The sequence below is a fragment of the Christiangramia crocea genome (assembly GCF_022410465.1).
In the GTDB taxonomy this organism is placed as follows: Bacteria; Bacteroidota; Bacteroidia; order Flavobacteriales; family Flavobacteriaceae; genus Christiangramia; species Christiangramia crocea.
The window spans coordinates 713523-731960 of record NZ_JAJSON010000025.1; the positions used below are offsets into that span (position 1 = coordinate 713523).

The window sequence follows — 18438 nt, forward strand, 5'->3', positions numbered from 1 at the left end:
TTTATATTTTTTAGTCCTTTTGAAGCAGATCCTCTTTTAATACTCCAGTTTTTATATACTTCTTAAGTTTAAGATCTTTTCTATAGATTTCCTGAAGTACGAGACTTGCAACCAGGGTCGCCCCTTTTTCAGATAAGTGAGTATCATCCTGCATTCCTTCCGGTTCATAATTATCCTCGCCGGGTTCAAGATGAAGATGTAGTTTTTTAGAATCCTCAGGTCCGTATGCCGTTTCAAGTTGTTCTGTTAATAACTGCATATCTATGAATGGGACGTCCATATGTTCAGCAACCATTCTCGTAACCAGAGGATATTCCCCATGAGTATTGACCAAAACGCCGGATTCATTAAAATTACGGCGTACTATCGAACTAAGTAAAATGGGATTAGCTCCTTTTTCCCTGGTTTCCTTAACGAATTTTTCAAGATTGGCCCTGTACTGAGTAAAGGGGTTGGTATATCTTTCCGGATCCTGAATTTTCTGATCGTTATGACCGAACTGGATAAAAACAAAATCTCCCGGCTGTAGCTTATTTTTAACCTTTTCCCATCGCCCCTCAGAAATAAAACTTCTTGTACTACGGCCATTCACCGCATGATTTTCTATATTAATCTTTGAAGTCATTAGTTCAGGGAGCATCTGGCCCCAGCCATGTTCGGGATTCCTGTCGGGATCTTTTTTATCAGACATGGTGGAATCACCAATTAAATAAAGCGTGGGTTTAATCTGAGCAGAAATAGTGAACGACAAAAATATAAGACTGTAGATAAATATATTTTTCATATCAATCATTTTGATTTATAGCCTTGGAAGCCCAGTACCAGTCTTTGGTATTCCTAAAAATATTTTCGAGAGTATATTCTTTTGCTTCCTCTTTAGAAAGCTGATACGACCATTCTACCCGCGTTTCCGGTGAAGCTCCCTCACCTTTGCTATTGTATTCAGCATAATAGGTGGTTTCCTCCTTATTGGGGAACATTTTATCCCCTGTCCATGGATCCCAACCTTCAGGCACGATATGAGACCCCAATTCAGTATTAATGAAAACGGTTTGAGCATAAGGCCTCCACGGACGTCCCAGGTAAACCTCATCCACATCTTCAGCAGCGGTAAGTTTACAATCGATAAAGACATAACCGAATTGCTGGTTTTGAGGAGTGGCTGCCGCGGTCACATAAGAATTACGCAGACTTTTGATAGTACAATTCTTAAAAACCGCCGTAGCTTCACCGAAAATAAAATCGGTAGTTCCTTCAATATAACAATTGAGATATAGTTGCCGGCTTCCTTCGGTTGCAGTATAAATGGTATCCTGGCAGCCCAGAATATTAGAGTTCTTTATTACAAACCGATCTCCTTCCACATGTAAAGCCACTGCCTGCCCTTCACCGCAGGAAGAATTTTTAATGCTTAGATTTTGAATTTGGATATCGTCTCCCCGTACCAGAACAGTATATGAAGTGAAAGTGGAAAGCTTTTTTCCTGTCACCGAATCTATCTTTCCGGAATAATCATCATTGGTAATGATCGTATTTTCCTGGCTCTCCCCTATCAAAGTAAGCTGATGTTTCCAGGAAGGGATCTCCAGTTTCTCGCTATAAGTTCCATTCTTAATATGAATCTTCACTTCTCCCGGACCCAGATCACGTGTAGAATTTATCGCTTCCTGGATGTTAGAATAATCTCCCGACCCATCCTGAGCCACAGTGATTTCACGATAAGTTTCTCTGGCTGAAGAAGAATCCTTGAAAACCTTATCCAGGAAATTTACTGTAAGATCGAGAGTTCTTTCAAACCATGGATGCATCAACCAGAAAGAATGTGGTGAATTCTCCAGGGTATGAACCTCGTAATAAATACCATTTTCAGATAATATTTCAGTCATATCGTCCCTTCCCGCATGAAAGCGGGGATAGGAACTGTTGATAAACAATGTAGGCGGAGTTTCAGCATCCACATATTCCAATGGGGAAGCTTCTACCCAGCTTTCTAATTTCTCGGCTTTAGATCCTCCCAACCAGGTGGCCGCCATCCAGCCTTCCTCGGCCTCAGGATGAACGAAAGAAACGACTCCGTCTACATTTATGATCGCCTGGACCTCATCTGAAATTTCTTCATTCTCGGTTTCATAAATTTCGTAATCGGGTGTTACCCCAAGGAGGGTCGCCAGTTGTGCTCCAGCAGATGCTCCCAGCACTGCAATTTTATCTCTATTTATCTGGAAATCTTCGGCATTTTCACGCATCCATTTTACAGCCTCTTTTAAATCTAAAACTCCAGCGGGATAGGTAGCTTCAGTTCCCAACCTGTAAGAAGCTGTCACTGCGGTATAACCATTCATGGCCAGGTGCTGGGCCATCGCGCGTTCGTTTTCCTTACTTCCGGTAAGCCAGCCTCCACCGTGGATCAGCAATACTGCCGGATATTTCCTGTTGTCACCGTTATTCGGAATATAGACATCGGCTTTGATTTCCCTCTCACCGATCTTTTTATATACCAGGTCTTCCTTCGCAAGTATATTATCCGATTTTAATGGTTCTACAGGTCTGATAAAAGGATAATCCTTTTTAAGTTTTTCATAGGTTCCGGCAACGGTATATGGTTTTATTTCATGTTCCTGCGCCTGAATTTTCAAAATGAAACAGACAAGAAACGTTAGAAATAATATAGACTTGTTCAGGTTCATATTTAATTTAATATTCATTCTTTCTCTATTATTTTAAGCTCCTTCATTCCATCAAAAACGAGCTGAGCCACAGCCTTTGCCCCTGCTGGCTGAAAATGGGTATTATCATCCTGTCCTTCAGGATAGGCTTCATATTTTCCCGGCGGCAGATTCATAAAGTAATTTTTACTTACATAATCCTTTCCTTTTTGAGAGAAGTAATCCATAGAACGCTGGTTAAGGTCAATCAACATTACTTTCATTTCTTCAGCCACATCTTTTGCAGCCTGGTCATATTGTCCATGCACATTTTGAAGATGACCATCTTTCCAGGGATAATTCCTCGCCACTGGGGTAAGGATTACAGGAACAGCTCCTTTCTGCCTGGTTTGATCCACAAAGAGCCTTAGGAATTCTTTATAACCTTCAATATTCACATAACGCTCTGTCTTGCGTTCCGAAGCATCATTATGCCCAAACTGCATCAAAACCAGGTCATCTTCTTTCAGAATCTCAAAAACCGATCGCCAACGGCCTTCCTGGAAAAAGGTACGGGTACTACGCCCGCCTCTGGCTCTGTCGTCCACTACCACTCTATCCGCCTTGATCAATCCTCTAACTTTAGGTAAACTGTCTGAAGCCATAAACTGCTGAAAAACCTGTCCCCAACCCATTACCGGATACCGGGTATTCATATAATCCTTTCCGGGGTCATAATCGCCGGAATAGTCGGCCATTGTCGAATCACCGATCAGATATACGGTTACAGGTTCCTGCTGGGATGTATATGCTAATAAGCCCAGGGCTAAAAAAGAAAGTATTGCAATTGTCCTTTTCATCATGTTTATATTTACCTGGCTTCTAAGGCTCCTATATCCGGAGCTGCCCCATTATATTTCAACTTATTTTCAATTCCGGCATCAACGAGTTCACTTGAGGAAACCGGCCGCATAAAATCGATATCTGGCAAACTGCCATCACTTTTTCTCGGCGCAGATAAATCTGAAAGGTCCATAGACACAAAATCACTTTCCTGAACTTCAAACTCCATCTGCCAGCTATTGTTTTCCACTATTTCTGTTTCGGCATTGTATTTACCCAATTCACCATAAACCAGTGTATTTATGATGACGATTTTCTCAAGTCCGTTCTTTTCTGAAAACGCAAGATTTCGCCCATTTTTAGTGGCTGAACAATTAATTATTGAAACAGTTCCCCGATTACTGTTATGGTCAAAACCATCATTGAGATTGTTTACGGCTAAACAACGAGTGTAAGTGGCATTATGTTTTCTGTTCTTATCATCACTGCCTCCGGTCTTAAATCCGTTACCATCTCCTTTGCCAGGAGAGCCATCCTTGAGATAACCATTATTAAAAGCCCAGCAATTTTCATAAGTGGTGTTCACATTATCTTTCTCTCTAAGGTATCCGTCCCAGCCATCATCCAGATTATTCCAGGAGCGACATCCAATGAATTTATTTCCAGATCCCACATCCATTTTTACAGCAAACCCATCTGCATTTTCCAATTTTGAATCTGCATTAAAAAAGGAATCGCAGTTAAGAATCGTATTATTTGATGCTCCGTCATCCAGTTGAAGTCCGGTATCGGCACATTCAAAAAAACTGCAGAATTCCACATGATTGTTATTGCCTCGAATATGCAGGCCGTTGTCCCCGGCATTATAAAACTGAAGCCCTTTGATATGCCAGTTATCGGCTTTAAGAACAATTCCCTGATTTGAGGAATCTTCTTCCATTGCAGAAAAATCAAGTAGAGGGCGCTCACCTGAAATATCGCCCATCAGATAAATTCTATCTGAAGGCTCACCGGAATCATTAATATAAATTCTTTCTGTGAGCTTATAAGTTCCGGAATGAACAAAAATGGAATCCCCTGGTTTAGCATCATCAATAGCTGCAACAAGTTCCTGGGCATTCCTTACTTCGATGAAGTTTTTAGTTTTTTTTTTATTAAATGAAGCTGAAGTCTTTTTTAGAATATCCTTTTCTGAAATTTCAGACTTAGAGAAATCTATTTCCTTACTCTCCCTAAGAATCCTGATAGAAGGTTCTGAATCTCTATTGAACTCAAAGTTATCAAGCTCAACATTCTTAGCGTTATAAAGTACGAGCGAGGGACCTTTCTTTTGCAGGACCCGGACATTCTTCAGTTTTATATCATTGGCGTCGATCACCGTGATCCCGTTCTCAGCTTCCAGGACTGCATTTTCCAGACTCACATTTTCCAATTTCATTTCAGGTAATCCCATAAAAAAGGCAGCGGTATTGGAACCGGTAGCCGTGATATTCTTCATATGGATATTTCTGAAAGACGGAGTTTCTCTGGTTACAGGCATCATAGTCTCATCTCTCTTTTCATCGACAGCATCCTGATCTCCTTCAAGGATTGGTGAATTTCCGCCATAAAAAAGATTGAAACGAATGGCTTCAGTAGGAATATTGATCATATCGATATTGGAAATATGAATATTTTCAACCACTCCTCCCCTGCCTCGGGTACTTTTAAAACGAAGCCCAACATCGGTACCCATAAAAGTACAATTTGAGACATGCACATTTTTCACTCCACCAGACATTTCGCTTCCTATCACAAAACCACCATGCCCATGATATACTATATTGTTCTTTACTATCACATTCTCTGTAGGCATGCCGCGATCACGGCCATCTTCATTCTTACCTGATTTAAAACAAATGGCATCATCACCCACATCAAATGTATTATTGTAGATCACAACGTTTTTACATGATTCCAGATCCACACCATCACCATTCTGTGAATACCAGGGATTTCTTACCGTAAGGTTTCTAATAGTAATATCCTGGCTCATCAGGGGATGGATATTCCATGCCGGTGAATTCTGAAAGGTTGGACCATCCAGTAAGATCCTTTTACTTTTTACTATACTCACCATTACCGGTCTGAGAAAATCCTTTACAGACTGAAGTTCTTCCCCTGAAATCTTATCAGGCACATTGAAATTAGTGGTACTTTCATGACCTTTTTTCGAGCTTTCAGAAGGGAACCACATTTTTCCATCTTCAGATAATACACCTCCAGATTTTAGCAGATCATCCCACTGCCTTCCGGTCATTTTTCCTTTTTTCACCGGTCGCCAGGCTCCTCCGCTTCCATCGATAATTCCTTTTCCGGTAATCGCTATATTCTCTACCTCTTTTGCAGTAATGGGAGAAGTATTTCGTACTGTATTCAGACCTTCAAAGCTGGTTCTTACCAACAGATAATCATCAAAATCCTTACTAAAAACCAGAAGTGCTCCTGCTTCCAGGTGAAGATTAATATTGCTTTTAAAATGAATAGGTCCGGTTAGCCAAATACCTCTGGGTACTACTACTTTTCCTCCTCCTTTGGAAGCGGTGTGAGAAATGGCTTTTTCAAAAGCTTCAGTGTTTTTAATTAGTCCGTCACCTACAGCTCCAAAATCCTTAATACTTACTTGAAAATCAGGAAACACAGGCTCCTGTACTTCCGGCATTTCGAACTCTATGCCTTCATACAGAGACTCGGGATCCCAACCGGAACTTTGCTGACCTGTCATAATTCCTGTGAAGGCAATCGAGCAGAATAAAAAAATAATCCCTCTAATTAATTTCATATCCTTTCTTTTATCTGTCATTATTCTGTGATCCTGAAGTATTCCACATCCGCATAGCCACCACGTTTGGCTTCCTGGGTACTTAGACTGAAAAGCCCCACCTTAGCACCGATCCATTTCCCCGGCTGGGCCTGAAATGGCTGTCCTATCCTGGTGAATTTCTTACCATTTTCGCTATAACTGAATTGACACATCGCATCTGGAGCATTTACCTCAACACGGAAAACAACTTCATTGGAATCAATGCGTTTTTCGGCAATGGTCACCTCTTCTTCCCCATCTATCGCATCGATCGCCAGGGTTTGTTTGATGATGAATCCCTCCTTATCGTGAGTCAATGTAAGTGTGGCATAATCCATTCCCATTACGATGAGCCCTGTTCTTTTACCTTCCTCGGCCTCCTGAGGAAAAAGGCTCAGTTTAGTCGTAGCGGTAAAATCTGGAGCAGGAAACTTTTGTAGTAAAAGACTTGGTGTTATCCATAGATTCTTATAATCATCCTGAGTTTTAATAGAGAATAACCGTAAATGATCCTTTCCCGGAAGTTTCGCGTGCCATACCACGTCTGGATTTGCTTGCCACTGCCATTGCAATCCAAGGCTATCCTCTTCAAATTCGGTGCTTTCAACCGGTGTTACTACCGGATAATCTTTACCAACATCCGGTTTTTTATATGTTTTCACCGGTTCTCCAATGCCGTTTCCATCCTTATCCTCCCCCATAACCGGCCAATCATTTTCCCAGCTCATAGGCTGTAAATGAACTATCCTGCCATAGGCTTCCACATCCTGGAAATGATAGAACCAGTCCTCACCTTCCGGGGTTTCTACCCAGGCTCCCTGGTGCGGACCGTTGATATCTGTACTACCTTGTTCTAAAACCACTTTTTCCTCGTATGGACCGTAGATGTTCTTTGATCTTAAAGCAAGCTGCCAGCCGGTAGAAACTCCTCCAGCAGGAGCAAAAATGTAATAATAACCGTTGCGCTTATAAAACTTGGAACCTTCGACGGTTGGATGATCATCATGCCCATCAAAAACATGCCTTCCCGCATCCAGCACTTTAGTTCCTTCAGCATTCATTTTATTAACTGTTAAAAGGCTTTTTACGCCTCTACGGCTTCCGGCATAGGCATGCACCAGGTAAGCTTTTCCGTCATCGTCCCAAAGTGGAGAAGGATCAATCAAGCCTTTTCCTTCCATCACCAATACCGGTTCTTCCCAAGTTCCATTAGGGTCATCGGTCCTGACCATATAGATCCCATGGTCTGGATCACCCCAGTAGATGTAAAGTTCATTATTGTGAGAGCGAATACTTGGCGCCCAGACCCCGTTTCCGTGCTGTGGAACATCGAATGTTTCTTTAGGCACCTGGATAGGTAGCGCATGATTAATGAGTTTCCAGTTGATCATATCCTTTGAATGCAGGATAGGTAATCCCGGGGCTGCATTAAAACTTGAGGCCGTCATATAATAATCGTCTCCAACTCTTGCTACATCAGGATCTGAATAATCGGCATAGAGAATCGGGTTGGTATAGGTGCCGTCAGTATTATCTGCTACCCAAACCTCAGATTCGTAATTTTCTTGCTTCTGTGCCGAAACCGTGATGGAGATCAATAAAATTAAGCTGAATAAATATCGCATTTCTGTATTTTCTGATTATCTATCGAATTGTAAACTTGCCAGGATAAATGGGCCAGTTCCCTTTGGATCATTGCTTCGAACCTCTTCATTGATATAGTATTCGTAAGAAGCATCACGGTAAGGATCTCCTCCAAGACCGGCAACGGCACAAACCTGGTTCAGGTTTACAACGCCATTCTCCTCTACCGTAATAAGATTGTTCAGAATTCCTTCATAGCCTTTTTTAGCCACTTCCATATATTTTTCGGGGAGATAGCCTTTTTTAACACCTTTCGCAAAGGTGTAAGTGAACATTGCCGAACCTGAAGCTTCCAGGTAATTCCCTTCACGGTCTCCCTGGTCAAGTACCTGATACCATAAACCGGATTCTGCATCCTGATATTTAGTTACCGCCTCCGCAAACTGGTTCAGGTAACCTATGATTTTTTCGCGGCCTTTATGATCTTCCGGAAGGTAATCCAGAACATCTACCATCGCCATTCCATACCAACCCATGGCACGTGACCAGAAATTTGGAGAAGTTCCGGTTTCCTTATCGGCCCATTTTTGCTGTTTGCTGGAATCCCATCCATGATACAACAAACCGGTTTCTTCATCGTAGGCAAATTGCTGAATTAGATCGAATTGATGAACGATATCATCATAGGCGTTTTCGGCTTCTTCACCTTCGCTGAACATTTGGGTATAATGCGCATAAAACGGATGCGCCATATAAAGTCCGTCCAGCCACATCTGCTGGGTATATCGTTTTTTATGCCAGAAACCACCTTCCTTGGTACGTGGCTGAGTATCTATCTGACTTCTAAGCAATTTTAATGCCTTCAGAAACCGTTCTTCCTTTGTCTTAGGATATAGATAAAGTAGCACATTCCCTGAATTAAGCATATCAAGGTTCTGATCGCTTAGTTTGTAAGTTCTGATATCACCTTCGTCGGTGACCATGGTATCGGCGTAATCGTAGATATACTGATAATATCTTTCATCTCCTGCCTCCTGATAGACCTCCTTTGCAGCTTTCAGAACCAGTCCGTTCGTATAGCTCCATTTAGGTGCATCGCGAAAGTCCAGTTTGGAAGCTTCAGGAAAACGATGCATTTCTGATAACAGCATCCTTTCTGACCATTTCAGGTCTTCAGGAACTATTTTTTCCTGATCGGCAGAGGCCATTTCTTCCTTTTGCTTATCTCCAATCTCCTTGCAGCTTATAAACGTCCCAGCAACAAATAGAAAAATGAAACAGTAGTGAAGTCGGTTTTTCAGAATTTTCATCTAAAATTAATTTAAGTTATTATTTGAATTCAATTCCTGTAGTAATTGATCTAAGTGAGAAACGAATTCCTCTTCACTGGTGATCCCGTCCTTTTCCTGCTCCCAGGCACCAAGGAAATAATAGGTAATTGTTTCGGTAGTTGGTTTAAAGACTACTAAATGATCATCGGTCCCTTCAATTTGTTTGTCCAGTTCATCGGTATTATAAAAAACGGCCATTCCCAGTTTATCATCCTCATTTACCAGCGTCTGCGCACCATAAGTGGCTATATAGGCCCAATTGACGTTCTCGCTTTGCTTTTTGATCAATTGCGGGCCGTGTTTTACAATTCCCGTGGTAATACCGTCTATCTCTGCTGAAGGCGTAAGTTCGGCTTTGGTATACCTGCCTTCCGGAAAAATACTAAGTTTAGCTTCCAGGTCTATGGTGTCTTTACCTGTTGTCCAGTCTTCATAAAATATTTCTACTGAAGATCTGCTTTCTGTATTAATAACAGTCGCCATGGTATTTCCTACATCTCTGAAATGAGCTACCGTATCGTTCATATAACGCCCGTAACCCCCTATTCCCATAGATTTTCCGGCTTTCAGGATATCCAGACCCCAGTCGGCTTCCTCATGATAAGAATCAAAACCGTCCTGACCTACATAAGGCAAAACAAGCGTATCCACTTTCTTCCCGAAGATATCTATAGCATTACGCCAGTCCAGGTAAAGCCTGTAACCAACATTCTTATTTTCCCAACCCGGACCTTCATACCTTATAAACCATGAATGGTCGGTATGATTTTCGGGAACGGTGAGACTATCAACATTTTTAAACTCTCCCCCTTCATATTCTCGACCTACCCATTTACCACCTTCCTTTACTGAAATTTCAGCATAAGTCTCACTAGAGATTGATGACTCAGTTACTTTCTCGGTTTCTGACGCAGCTTCTTTTTCTTTTTTCCTATCGTTACAGGAGATTATGGCAAAAGCGGCCAATACAGGAATAATATATTTTTTCATAATCGGTTATATTAAATGGAGTTCTTAGTATTCTTTTCCGTTAATGGTAGTATTCAAAAAGATCACTGGTTCACAATTTTCGATATTAAGCGGAACCTTAGTACTTTTAATACTTACGTTTTTAAGCCTTACATTCTGAACAGGTGATTGTTCTCTTCCTTTAATCAGCAAACCGTATTCACCTCCATTTTCCACCTGAACATTTTCAAGGAAAATATTTCTAATTTCCGGAATATAGTTTCCTTCCTGATTGTCATATATAGCGTAATAAGTATTTATTTTAAGTACAGCTTCCTTAACCTGCCCAACCTGAAGATCTTTTACATAAACTCCGTCAACAAAGCCGCCACGAATGGTATTGGTCTTAATACGGATCGCACGGTCAAGGTTAGGACTATCCATTCGGCAATTTCTAACAAAAACGTTACGCACCCCTGCAGAGATCTCACTTCCCATGACCACGCCACCATGACCATCAGCCATTTCACAATTTTCAATTACTATATTCTCACTCGGAATATTAACACGACGGCCATCATTATTACGACCAGATTTTATGGCGATACAGTCGTCTCCGGTATCAAATAATGAATTTTTGATATTAACATTCCTGGAATACTCAGGATCGCAACCATCATTATTAGGTCCATGACTACGTACAGTCACACCGTCTACAGTAATATTGTTGCTTTTTATAGGATGTATGATCCAGAATGGAGCATTTGTGAACGTTACCCCTTCAATAAGTATATTTTCACATTCGAAGGGTTCAAAAAAGGTTGGACGCAACTGATTACCTTCCCCAAAAACCCTTTCTTCTACAGGAACACCATCAGCCACCATTTGTCTTAATCGGGGTAAATTCTTGTCATCGTGCTGTTTTGGTTGTCCTTCCTTATAACCATATTCATCCTTCCCGGCCCAAGGCCACCAGTTCTCATTATTGGCCTGACCGTTGAAAATTCCCTTCCCGGTAACCGCTATGTTCTTTTGTCCATATGCATAAATAAGAGGAGAATAATTCATCAATTCCATCCCTTCATAGGAAGTATGAACCATGGGCAGATAAGCCGATTTATCCTTACTGAAGAGGATCTCCGCACCTTCAACCAGATGAAAATTTACATTGGATTTTAAATGTATTGGTCCGGTAACATATTTCCCCGCTGGCACTAAAACTTTTCCGCCTCCCTGTGCATTACAGGCATTTATGGCCTTTTTGAAAGCTTCAGTATTATCAGTGACTCCATCGGCAACGGCGCCAAAATCTGAAACATTAAAGGTTCTTTCCGGAAATTCGGGTACCGTTATGTTTTCAATAATTGCATCGGCTTTTTGCCAGACCTTATCTGAATTAAAGTCCTGAGCTCCCGCTTTGCATGAACACAGCATTAAAATCAACCCAAAAACCACGGCATTGATCAAGAAGTTAACTATAGTCTCTCTTTTCATATTTAATTGTAATCGATTGCACTAAAATAGGAAAGCTTTGTCAGTTTACATAATTTTTATTCAAAAATTTATCAAAATATTAAAATCACTGGTTTTTTAATAAGGAATATGAGTCTTTAATATAAATGAGCCAGGCTAATTTTTAATGGATTTAGCAGGATTCCAATTATCCGTCCCTCCGAGTACCTTTCTTACCGTGAAGTTTTTTGCTTCCTCTGCAGTAAGTAACTTTGCCCATTCAATCCTCTCTTTGGAAGCACCTTCTCCTTTTGAGTTATATTCCGCATAAAATACGGTTTCTTCAGCATTAGGCTTATTCCAGTTATGCCATCCTTCAGGTTTAATAAGAGATGTCATTTCGGTATTTATAAAAACGGTTTGGGCATGGTTTCTCCACGGGCGTCCGAGATAAAAGCTTTCCTCTGGAGCATCACCGGTTATGGAACAGTTAATAAAGACAAACCCATAATCTGAGCTTTCTTCAGTGGAAGCGGCTGTAATATAATGGCCGCCTTCCTTACAGTAAATTTCACAATCCTCAAAGACCGCCGTGGACCAGCCAAAGATAAAATCGGTTGTTCCTTCGATATAGCAATCCTTATAATACTGTCTACTATTACGGCCATGCAAGTATAATGTATCCTGATTTCCAAGGAATCTGCAGTTTACGAATATAACCTTATCTCCATCTAATCTTACGGCGACTGCCTGCCCTACCGGGCCTGAACTATTTTCGAAAGTAAGATTGTATGCTTTAAAACCATCTCCAAAAATGAAAAAGGAAGTTGATCCGGTAGTTCCTATTTCCTCACCATATTTATTGAGTTTCTGGGCATAGTCATCATAGGTCAAAACAGTTTCATCCCGGCTCTCCCCAATAAAAGTTACATTGGTCTTGGAAGTAGGAAGTATTATTTTCTCTTTATAAACCCCAGCCTTTATAAGTATCCTTGTTTCCTCTCTTCTGAAATCCGAAGTGGCATTGATGGCTTCCTGTACATGTTGAAAGTCTCCACTTCCATCTTTAGATACAACAAAATGATATTCCTGCTGAGTATTTTCATTAGCTGGTTGGTCTGCCCACCCAGTGAATGAAATCAAAAGAACTTGAAGAAAAGCAATGAATTTTAATTTAATCGGAGATAAAGGCATATTGTATTATTTTTGCAATCGATTGCTTAAATTAAGCTAATTTTCTTTTTTTACTAAGAAAAATCCTTACTTTTAATAATTCTATAATATTTGAATTGTTTTATTGTGAAATAAAATCATATTTTTCCGAACTCTCAGAATAAATCTAATTTTTTTAAAGTCCGATTCTACCAAATATAAAAGCTTACATGAAAAGTAAAGATAAAGTTACGATCTATGATATTTCCAAAAGGCTAAATATTAGTGCCGCCACAGTTTCCAGAGCATTAAATCACAATCCAAAAATTAGCGAAAAGACACGAGAACTAGTGGCTAAGACCGCCAAGGAAATGAACTATAAGCAGAACCGGCTTGCACAGGCATTAAAACAGGGCAGGACAAATAATGTGGGAGTAATAGTCCCCTATATTAATCGTAGTTTTTTCTCTTCGGTAATTAGAGGTATTGAGGAAGAGTTAACTCCACATGGTTACCATATTATTATCTGTCAGTCGCATGAAGAAGCCGAAAATGAAGCGGAGCAGATCAATGCACTTTTAAGCACACAGATTGACGGTATATTTATGTCAGTTTCCAAAACCACCCAAAAGACAGATCATATTCAAAAAGTACTTCAGGAACACACACCATTAGTGTTTTTCGACAGGAAAATAGATGTTCCAGGAGTTAGTTCGGTAGTGCTGGACGATTTTAGGGCAGGCTATATTGCCACCGAACATCTTATTAAAGAAGGTTGTCGCAAAATAGCACATCTTTCAGGGGACATTAACCTTGAGATCTATAAAAACAGATATGAAGGTTATATAAAAGCACTGAAAGATTATCATATTGATTTTATCCCTAATTATGTTATAGAAGTGAACAGTAAAATTGAATCTGGTATGCAGGCCATTAATGAACTGTGGAAACTCAATGAAAAGCCAGATGCCATCTTCTCAGCCGGAGATTATGCAGCTCTCGGCGCCATGCAGGAATTAAGAGCCAGAAAGATCAAAGTTCCAGAGGAAGTATGTGTGGTGGGATTCAGCAATGAGCCTTTTACAAAATATATGGAATTACCAATAACTTCTATGGATCAGACTCCACAAGAAATGGGTAAAATAGCGGCACAGGTATTTCTTGAACAGGTCAAAAAAAACAGTACTCTAAGCATTGAGAAAAAAGTAGTTCTTCCTCCAGAATTATTAATAAGGGAGTCTTCCAGCCGGAAAATTCATAATTTAAGTGATGCTAGCTAAAAATTAAAGGTTCATAAAGATGAAACTGATATCTCTGCTCCTTTCTTTTCCGCAGAAATATATGCAGAATAAATTGTTGAAATAACATCTGCCGCCAGTCTGCTATTGCTTTCTGCATCAATACCTGTTGCTATATTATTATAAAATGCTTCCATTTCATTCTGATAACCATTGAACCAGGCTTCATCAGGTGAAATATTAGACCATCCCTGCTTGGTACCTGTTTTTTCTACCACATAAATATCTTCAAAATTACTCTCCTCCGGATTGTAGGTTTGCATAGCATTGTTTGGAGTAAGATTGCATATTGTACGATGGTTATGAGCATGTACCTCAAGATAGTTCTTTACACCACCATGAAGTAATTCGCTGGCAGTAATATCGGCCACTGTTCCATCTTCAAAAATAATATGCGTAAAAGCATAATCTTCCACATCGGTATAAGAATCTTTCAGATGCGGGTTGTTAATATAATTTGGTAACCGGGTAATATTGTGCACCCGACAACTTACGAATTTCGGACGAATAGGTTTCCCATTTTTAACCCGGCCTTCAACATATTTCAGATATACGGCTGCTGCAAGAGGATGGCATCCCTTTCCCATGAGAGAACCGCCTCCTGATAATGCCCATTTCCCATAGGCCAAAGAATGTGATCCCGAATGGGATTGCTGAGCCTGTATCCAGAGGATCTGAGATTTTGTTTTCTCTATTACTTCTTTTTCCTTCTGAATTGCAGGAGCATATATCCAATTTTCAGCGTATAATATTCTGGCTTTACTTTCTGTTTCAGCCTTAAGGATATTCCTTAGACTTTTTAAGGTCTTTTCGAGGCCAGTTTTCCTGGAAAAAATATCTCCTGAAAAACTATCATTTCCCTCACCAAAGTATCCTGTGAGGGGCTTTTCTACTATTACATTTTTATTGTAACCAAGAATTTTAATGATTAATTCTTCATGGGTTACAGGCGGGGTGCATAAATGAAGTACATCTGAATCTGCAATCAGTTTATCTATGGAAGAAAAAGCTTCAATATTTTTTTCGTTGCAAAATGGATTAAGGTTTTCAGAATTTCTGGAAAAAGCTCCAATAATTCTGAGTTTCACTCCGTACACCCTTCTCAAAGCATCATAATGAAATCTTGCTGCAAATCCCGACCCGATAATCCCAACTTTTATTGGCTGCTCCATATAAAGTAATTAAAGAGAAACCCCTCTTTTCCAGGGGATAAAATCATCCTGACTTAACTGGTCAGCCTTGGATTTAATCTCTCCACTAGCCACTTTTATGATATATTCAAAAAGCTCTTCTCCCATCTCGGGAATGGTTTTCTCCCCTTTTATTACTACTCCTGCATCCACATCAATAATATCCGGCATTCTGGCTGCCAGCGTAGAATTAGAAGACATTTTAATGATTGGTGCTATAGGATTGCCTGTAGGAGTGCCAAGGCCGGTGGTGAACACAACCACGTTAGCGCCAGAACCCACCATTCCCGTGGTACTTTCCACATCATTCCCGGGAGTACATAACAGGTTGAGGCCCGGTTTGGTTACATATTCTCCATAATCCAACACTGCCTGAATAGGTGAAGTACCTCCTTTTTTAGCAGCTCCAGCAGATTTCATAGCGTCTGTGATAAGTCCGTCCTTAATATTTCCTGGCGAGGGATTCATATCGAACCCGGAACCTGAAGCTTCAGCAGCATTCTCATAAGATTTCATAAGCTCAGTAAATTTACTGGCCGTTTCTTCATCTATGCAACGATTCACAAGTTCCTGCTCAACACCACAAAGTTCAGGGAATTCGGATAGAATTGGGGAGCCGCCCAGTGCAGCTAGCAAATCAGATGCATAACCAAGAGCTGGGTTCGCCGAAATACCCGAAAATCCATCAGATCCTCCACACTCCAGTCCTAATTTTAACTTAGAAAGAGGTGCCGGTTTCCTCTGAATTTCATTAGCCTTTTTAATACCTTCAAATGATTCTTTAATAATGGTATTTAGCATTTCATCGACCGTGCCCATCTGCTGCTGCTCATAAATAAAAACCGGTTTCTTAATATCGGGGTTTATATCTTCTAGTGAATTCCTGAAGATGTCGATCTGAAGGTTTTGACATCCCAGGCTCAGTACTGTAGCTCCGGCAACATTCGGGTTATTTACATATCCTGCCAGAAGTTTTGAAAGCATTACAGAATCCTGGCGAATACCGCCACACCCCCCCTGATGGGTGATGAATTTCACTTCAATATTATCAAATACTCCTTTTTCATTTTCATCAAATTCAACCGTGGTGTCTTCATCTTTTCCACTTATCAGATTTCTTAAAAGCTGCCGTTGTTTTGGGGATTTATGAAAAGAAAATTCCTTCTCAAAAATATCCTTTAGTAATTCGACATTTCGATTCTCACAGAAGACAAGAGGAAAGAACAACCAGATATTCGCCGTTCCCACCTGACCGTCTGGCCTGTGGTAGCCCATAAAGGTTCTGTCTTCCCATTTAGAAACGTCAGGAGCCTTCCATGCAGTTACCTCCGATTTCCTAAAGGTCTGGCTTGCCTCGTGCTTGACATTATCTATGGTTAAAACACCACCTCTTTTGATTTCTTCGGTTGCCTTTCCAACCAGGACACCATACATATAAATCTTATCGCCGGCAGCGAGATCCACCATGCTAATCTTGTGCTTGGCCTTTACATCATTTAGAACAATCACTTCCTCACCTTCAAACCCAATCTTATCTCCCTTCCATAAATCCACCAGGGCAATAGCGACATTATCCTCGTTATTTACCTTTATAAGTTTATTTTTCATAACTTCTATTTTCCAAATTTTTCTGAGAAGGATTGAAAACCTTTTTCAATTCCCTGAGTGTCTATCAATTCAAGGGCGGATGCAATTTCATTTTTTAGATTCGGAATATCATTGAGGTCTTTTTCCCAGAATTCCTTTTTCTTCAATATTTTTTCGACCATTTCATTGTAACTGTGCAGTTCCCAGAGATTTTTGAGCTCTGAAACCACCGCTTCATCATCATTCACAGGCAGGCTCTGCCCTTTCCACCTTCCATCGTAAAACCTTATTAAACATGCAAATGCGAATGTTAATCTAATAGGTAATCGATTGAATTTTTTTTGAAAACCAAGGAGACTCGGTAGTACGCGAACCTTAAATTTTGAAATACTGTTCAGCGCGATGCTGGCAAGCTGATGCTTGATGAACGGATTCCTGAAACGATCAAAAACCTCCTGGGCAAATGAGTCCAATTCCTCGGCCGGCAACGATAAAGTAGGTTTGATCTCTTCAAATACTGCTTTTCTAATAAAATCCCCTGTAAATTCATGGTCTACAGTTTCCTTTACAGTCTCATTTCCATATAGAATAGAAAACGGAACCATAGTGGTATGTGCCCCATTGAGGATCCTGACCTTTCGTGTCCTGTATGGCTGAAGATCCTTAACAATCAGTACGTTTTCATCAATCTTGCTAAAAGGTATCTTTGCTTTCAGCTTTTCGTCTCCCTCTATTACCCATAAGAGAAAAACTTCAGCAGATACTATAAGTTTATCCTCATAATCGAGTTCATGCTGATAGGCTTCGATATCATCTTTTGGATACCCAGGAACGATACGGTCTACCAGTGTATTATGAAAACTGTTATGATCTTTGATCCATTTTACAAATGAGTCTTCCAACTGCCATAATTCGGCATATTTTAATATAATCTCTTTTAGTGTGTCGGCATTGTAATTTATCAGCTCGCAGGGAATAATAGTCAATCCTTTAGTAGAATCACTCTCAAAATAATTAAATCTTTTATAGAGAAGGGCAGTCACTTTTGCAGGAAAACTTTTATGAGGATAGCCTTTCAAAGTATCTGTTTCATTATAGGCGATGCCAGCTTCTGTAGTATTTGAAATAAGGAATTCTAGCTCATCTTCTTCTGCCAGTTTTAAATATTCCTGATAGTCATCATAAGGGTTTATTCCTTTCTGGATACAGGAGATCGTTTCATTTACCTGAAGCTCCTTCCCCTTCTTAATACCCTTCATAAAAAGATTATAGAGTCCGTCCTGTTCATTTAAAACATCAATAAGTCCTCCGGCCAGTGGCTGAACAACTGCAACACCGGCATTGAAATTGGCCTCATTATTCAGTTTATTTATAATATAATCTACAAAGGCTCTCAGGAAATTTCCTTCTCCGAATTGAATGACCTTTATAGGAAGCTCTTTGGTGAGCCCGGCATTTTTCCTGTTTAATCTTTTAAGTTGAGTATTTTCCATAATCAAGATCGTTATTTTTATTCAAATAGATTTGGTAACCAAAGGCTGATGGCCGGAATAAAGGTCACCAATA

Annotated in this window: 13 protein-coding genes; 1 reads left to right on the top strand and 12 read right to left on the bottom strand. The window is 40.2% G+C overall.

Annotation, left to right across the window (positions count from 1 at the left end; translation table 11 throughout):
* Positions 1-10: 10 nt before the first annotated feature.
* From LU635_RS14600 to LU635_RS14640, 9 genes are all read right to left on the bottom strand, one after another.
* Complete coding sequence (locus tag LU635_RS14600) at positions 11-784, bottom strand: rhamnogalacturonan acetylesterase (protein ID WP_240100229.1); 774 nt, start codon at positions 782-784, stop codon at positions 11-13.
* 1 nt (position 785) lies between these two features.
* Complete coding sequence (locus LU635_RS14605; RefSeq protein WP_240100230.1) at positions 786-2705, bottom strand: pectinesterase family protein; 1920 nt, start codon at positions 2703-2705, stop codon at positions 786-788.
* On the bottom strand, positions 2702-3508 hold the full coding sequence (locus LU635_RS14610; protein WP_240100231.1) for a rhamnogalacturonan acetylesterase: 807 nt from the start codon (positions 3506-3508) through the stop codon (positions 2702-2704). Before LU635_RS14610 ends, LU635_RS14605 begins: the two co-directional genes overlap by 4 nt.
* Before the next feature lie 8 nt (positions 3509-3516).
* Positions 3517-6309: a glycosyl hydrolase family 28 protein gene (locus LU635_RS14615; RefSeq protein WP_240100232.1), complete on the bottom strand. Its 2793-nt coding sequence runs from the start codon at positions 6307-6309 to the stop codon at positions 3517-3519.
* A 20-nt stretch (positions 6310-6329) separates the two neighbouring features.
* On the bottom strand, positions 6330-7955 hold the full coding sequence (locus LU635_RS14620) for a glycoside hydrolase family 43 protein (RefSeq protein ID WP_240100233.1): 1626 nt from the start codon (positions 7953-7955) through the stop codon (positions 6330-6332).
* Positions 7956-7970: 15 nt separating this feature from the next.
* Entirely contained in the window at positions 7971-9224 is a 1254-nt protein-coding gene (locus tag LU635_RS14625; RefSeq protein ID WP_240100234.1) for a glycoside hydrolase family 88/105 protein, read from the bottom strand.
* 6 nt (positions 9225-9230) lie between these two features.
* Positions 9231-10235, bottom strand: coding sequence for a DUF4861 family protein (locus LU635_RS14630; protein WP_240100235.1), 1005 nt, complete (start codon positions 10233-10235; stop codon positions 9231-9233).
* A gap of 24 nt (positions 10236-10259) precedes the next feature.
* The gene (locus LU635_RS14635; protein WP_240100236.1) at positions 10260-11687 is read right to left on the bottom strand and encodes a glycoside hydrolase family 28 protein; all 1428 of its coding nucleotides are present in this window, start codon (positions 11685-11687) and stop codon (positions 10260-10262) included.
* Positions 11688-11822: 135 nt separating this feature from the next.
* Positions 11823-12839 carry a pectinesterase family protein gene (locus LU635_RS14640; protein ID WP_240100237.1) on the bottom strand — a complete coding sequence of 339 codons (1017 nt, stop codon included), beginning with the start codon at positions 12837-12839 and terminating at the stop codon, positions 11823-11825.
* Between the two features lie 188 nt (positions 12840-13027).
* Between LU635_RS14640 and LU635_RS14645 the strand changes: the two genes are divergently transcribed.
* Complete coding sequence (locus LU635_RS14645; protein WP_240100238.1) at positions 13028-14077, top strand: LacI family DNA-binding transcriptional regulator; 1050 nt, start codon at positions 13028-13030, stop codon at positions 14075-14077.
* An 11-nt stretch (positions 14078-14088) separates the two neighbouring features.
* Here the strand turns inward: LU635_RS14645 and LU635_RS14650 are convergent, their stop codons facing one another.
* From LU635_RS14650 to LU635_RS14660, 3 genes are read right to left on the bottom strand one after another with little or no spacing between them, the layout of a single operon-like run.
* Positions 14089-15267, bottom strand: coding sequence for a Gfo/Idh/MocA family protein (locus tag LU635_RS14650; protein ID WP_240100239.1), 1179 nt, complete (start codon positions 15265-15267; stop codon positions 14089-14091).
* 9 nt (positions 15268-15276) lie between these two features.
* Entirely contained in the window at positions 15277-16893 is a 1617-nt protein-coding gene (locus tag LU635_RS14655; RefSeq protein WP_240100240.1) for a UxaA family hydrolase, read from the bottom strand.
* Positions 16894-16898: 5 nt separating this feature from the next.
* Positions 16899-18365, bottom strand: a complete 1467-nt coding sequence (locus LU635_RS14660) for a tagaturonate reductase (protein ID WP_240100241.1) — start codon at positions 18363-18365, stop codon at positions 16899-16901.
* Positions 18366-18438 lie beyond the last annotated feature (73 nt).

Excerpts from the sequence above, each read along its gene's own strand:
- LU635_RS14600 (WP_240100229.1), bottom strand. The coding sequence starts at position 784 with ATGAAAAATATATTTATCTACAGTCTTATATTTTTGTCGTTCACTATT.
- LU635_RS14605 (WP_240100230.1), bottom strand. The coding sequence starts at position 2,705 with ATGAATATTAAATTAAATATGAACCTGAACAAGTCTATATTATTTCTA.
- LU635_RS14610 (WP_240100231.1), bottom strand. The coding sequence starts at position 3,508 with ATGATGAAAAGGACAATTGCAATACTTTCTTTTTTAGCCCTGGGCTTA.
- LU635_RS14615 (WP_240100232.1), bottom strand. The coding sequence starts at position 6,309 with ATGAAATTAATTAGAGGGATTATTTTTTTATTCTGCTCGATTGCCTTC.
- LU635_RS14620 (WP_240100233.1), bottom strand. The coding sequence starts at position 7,955 with ATGCGATATTTATTCAGCTTAATTTTATTGATCTCCATCACGGTTTCG.
- LU635_RS14625 (WP_240100234.1), bottom strand. The coding sequence starts at position 9,224 with ATGAAAATTCTGAAAAACCGACTTCACTACTGTTTCATTTTTCTATTT.
- LU635_RS14630 (WP_240100235.1), bottom strand. The coding sequence starts at position 10,235 with ATGAAAAAATATATTATTCCTGTATTGGCCGCTTTTGCCATAATCTCC.
- LU635_RS14635 (WP_240100236.1), bottom strand. The coding sequence starts at position 11,687 with ATGAAAAGAGAGACTATAGTTAACTTCTTGATCAATGCCGTGGTTTTT.
- LU635_RS14640 (WP_240100237.1), bottom strand. The coding sequence starts at position 12,839 with ATGCCTTTATCTCCGATTAAATTAAAATTCATTGCTTTTCTTCAAGTT.
- LU635_RS14645 (WP_240100238.1), top strand. The coding sequence starts at position 13,028 with ATGAAAAGTAAAGATAAAGTTACGATCTATGATATTTCCAAAAGGCTA.
- LU635_RS14650 (WP_240100239.1), bottom strand. The coding sequence starts at position 15,267 with ATGGAGCAGCCAATAAAAGTTGGGATTATCGGGTCGGGATTTGCAGCA.
- LU635_RS14655 (WP_240100240.1), bottom strand. The coding sequence starts at position 16,893 with ATGAAAAATAAACTTATAAAGGTAAATAACGAGGATAATGTCGCTATT.
- LU635_RS14660 (WP_240100241.1), bottom strand. The coding sequence starts at position 18,365 with ATGGAAAATACTCAACTTAAAAGATTAAACAGGAAAAATGCCGGGCTC.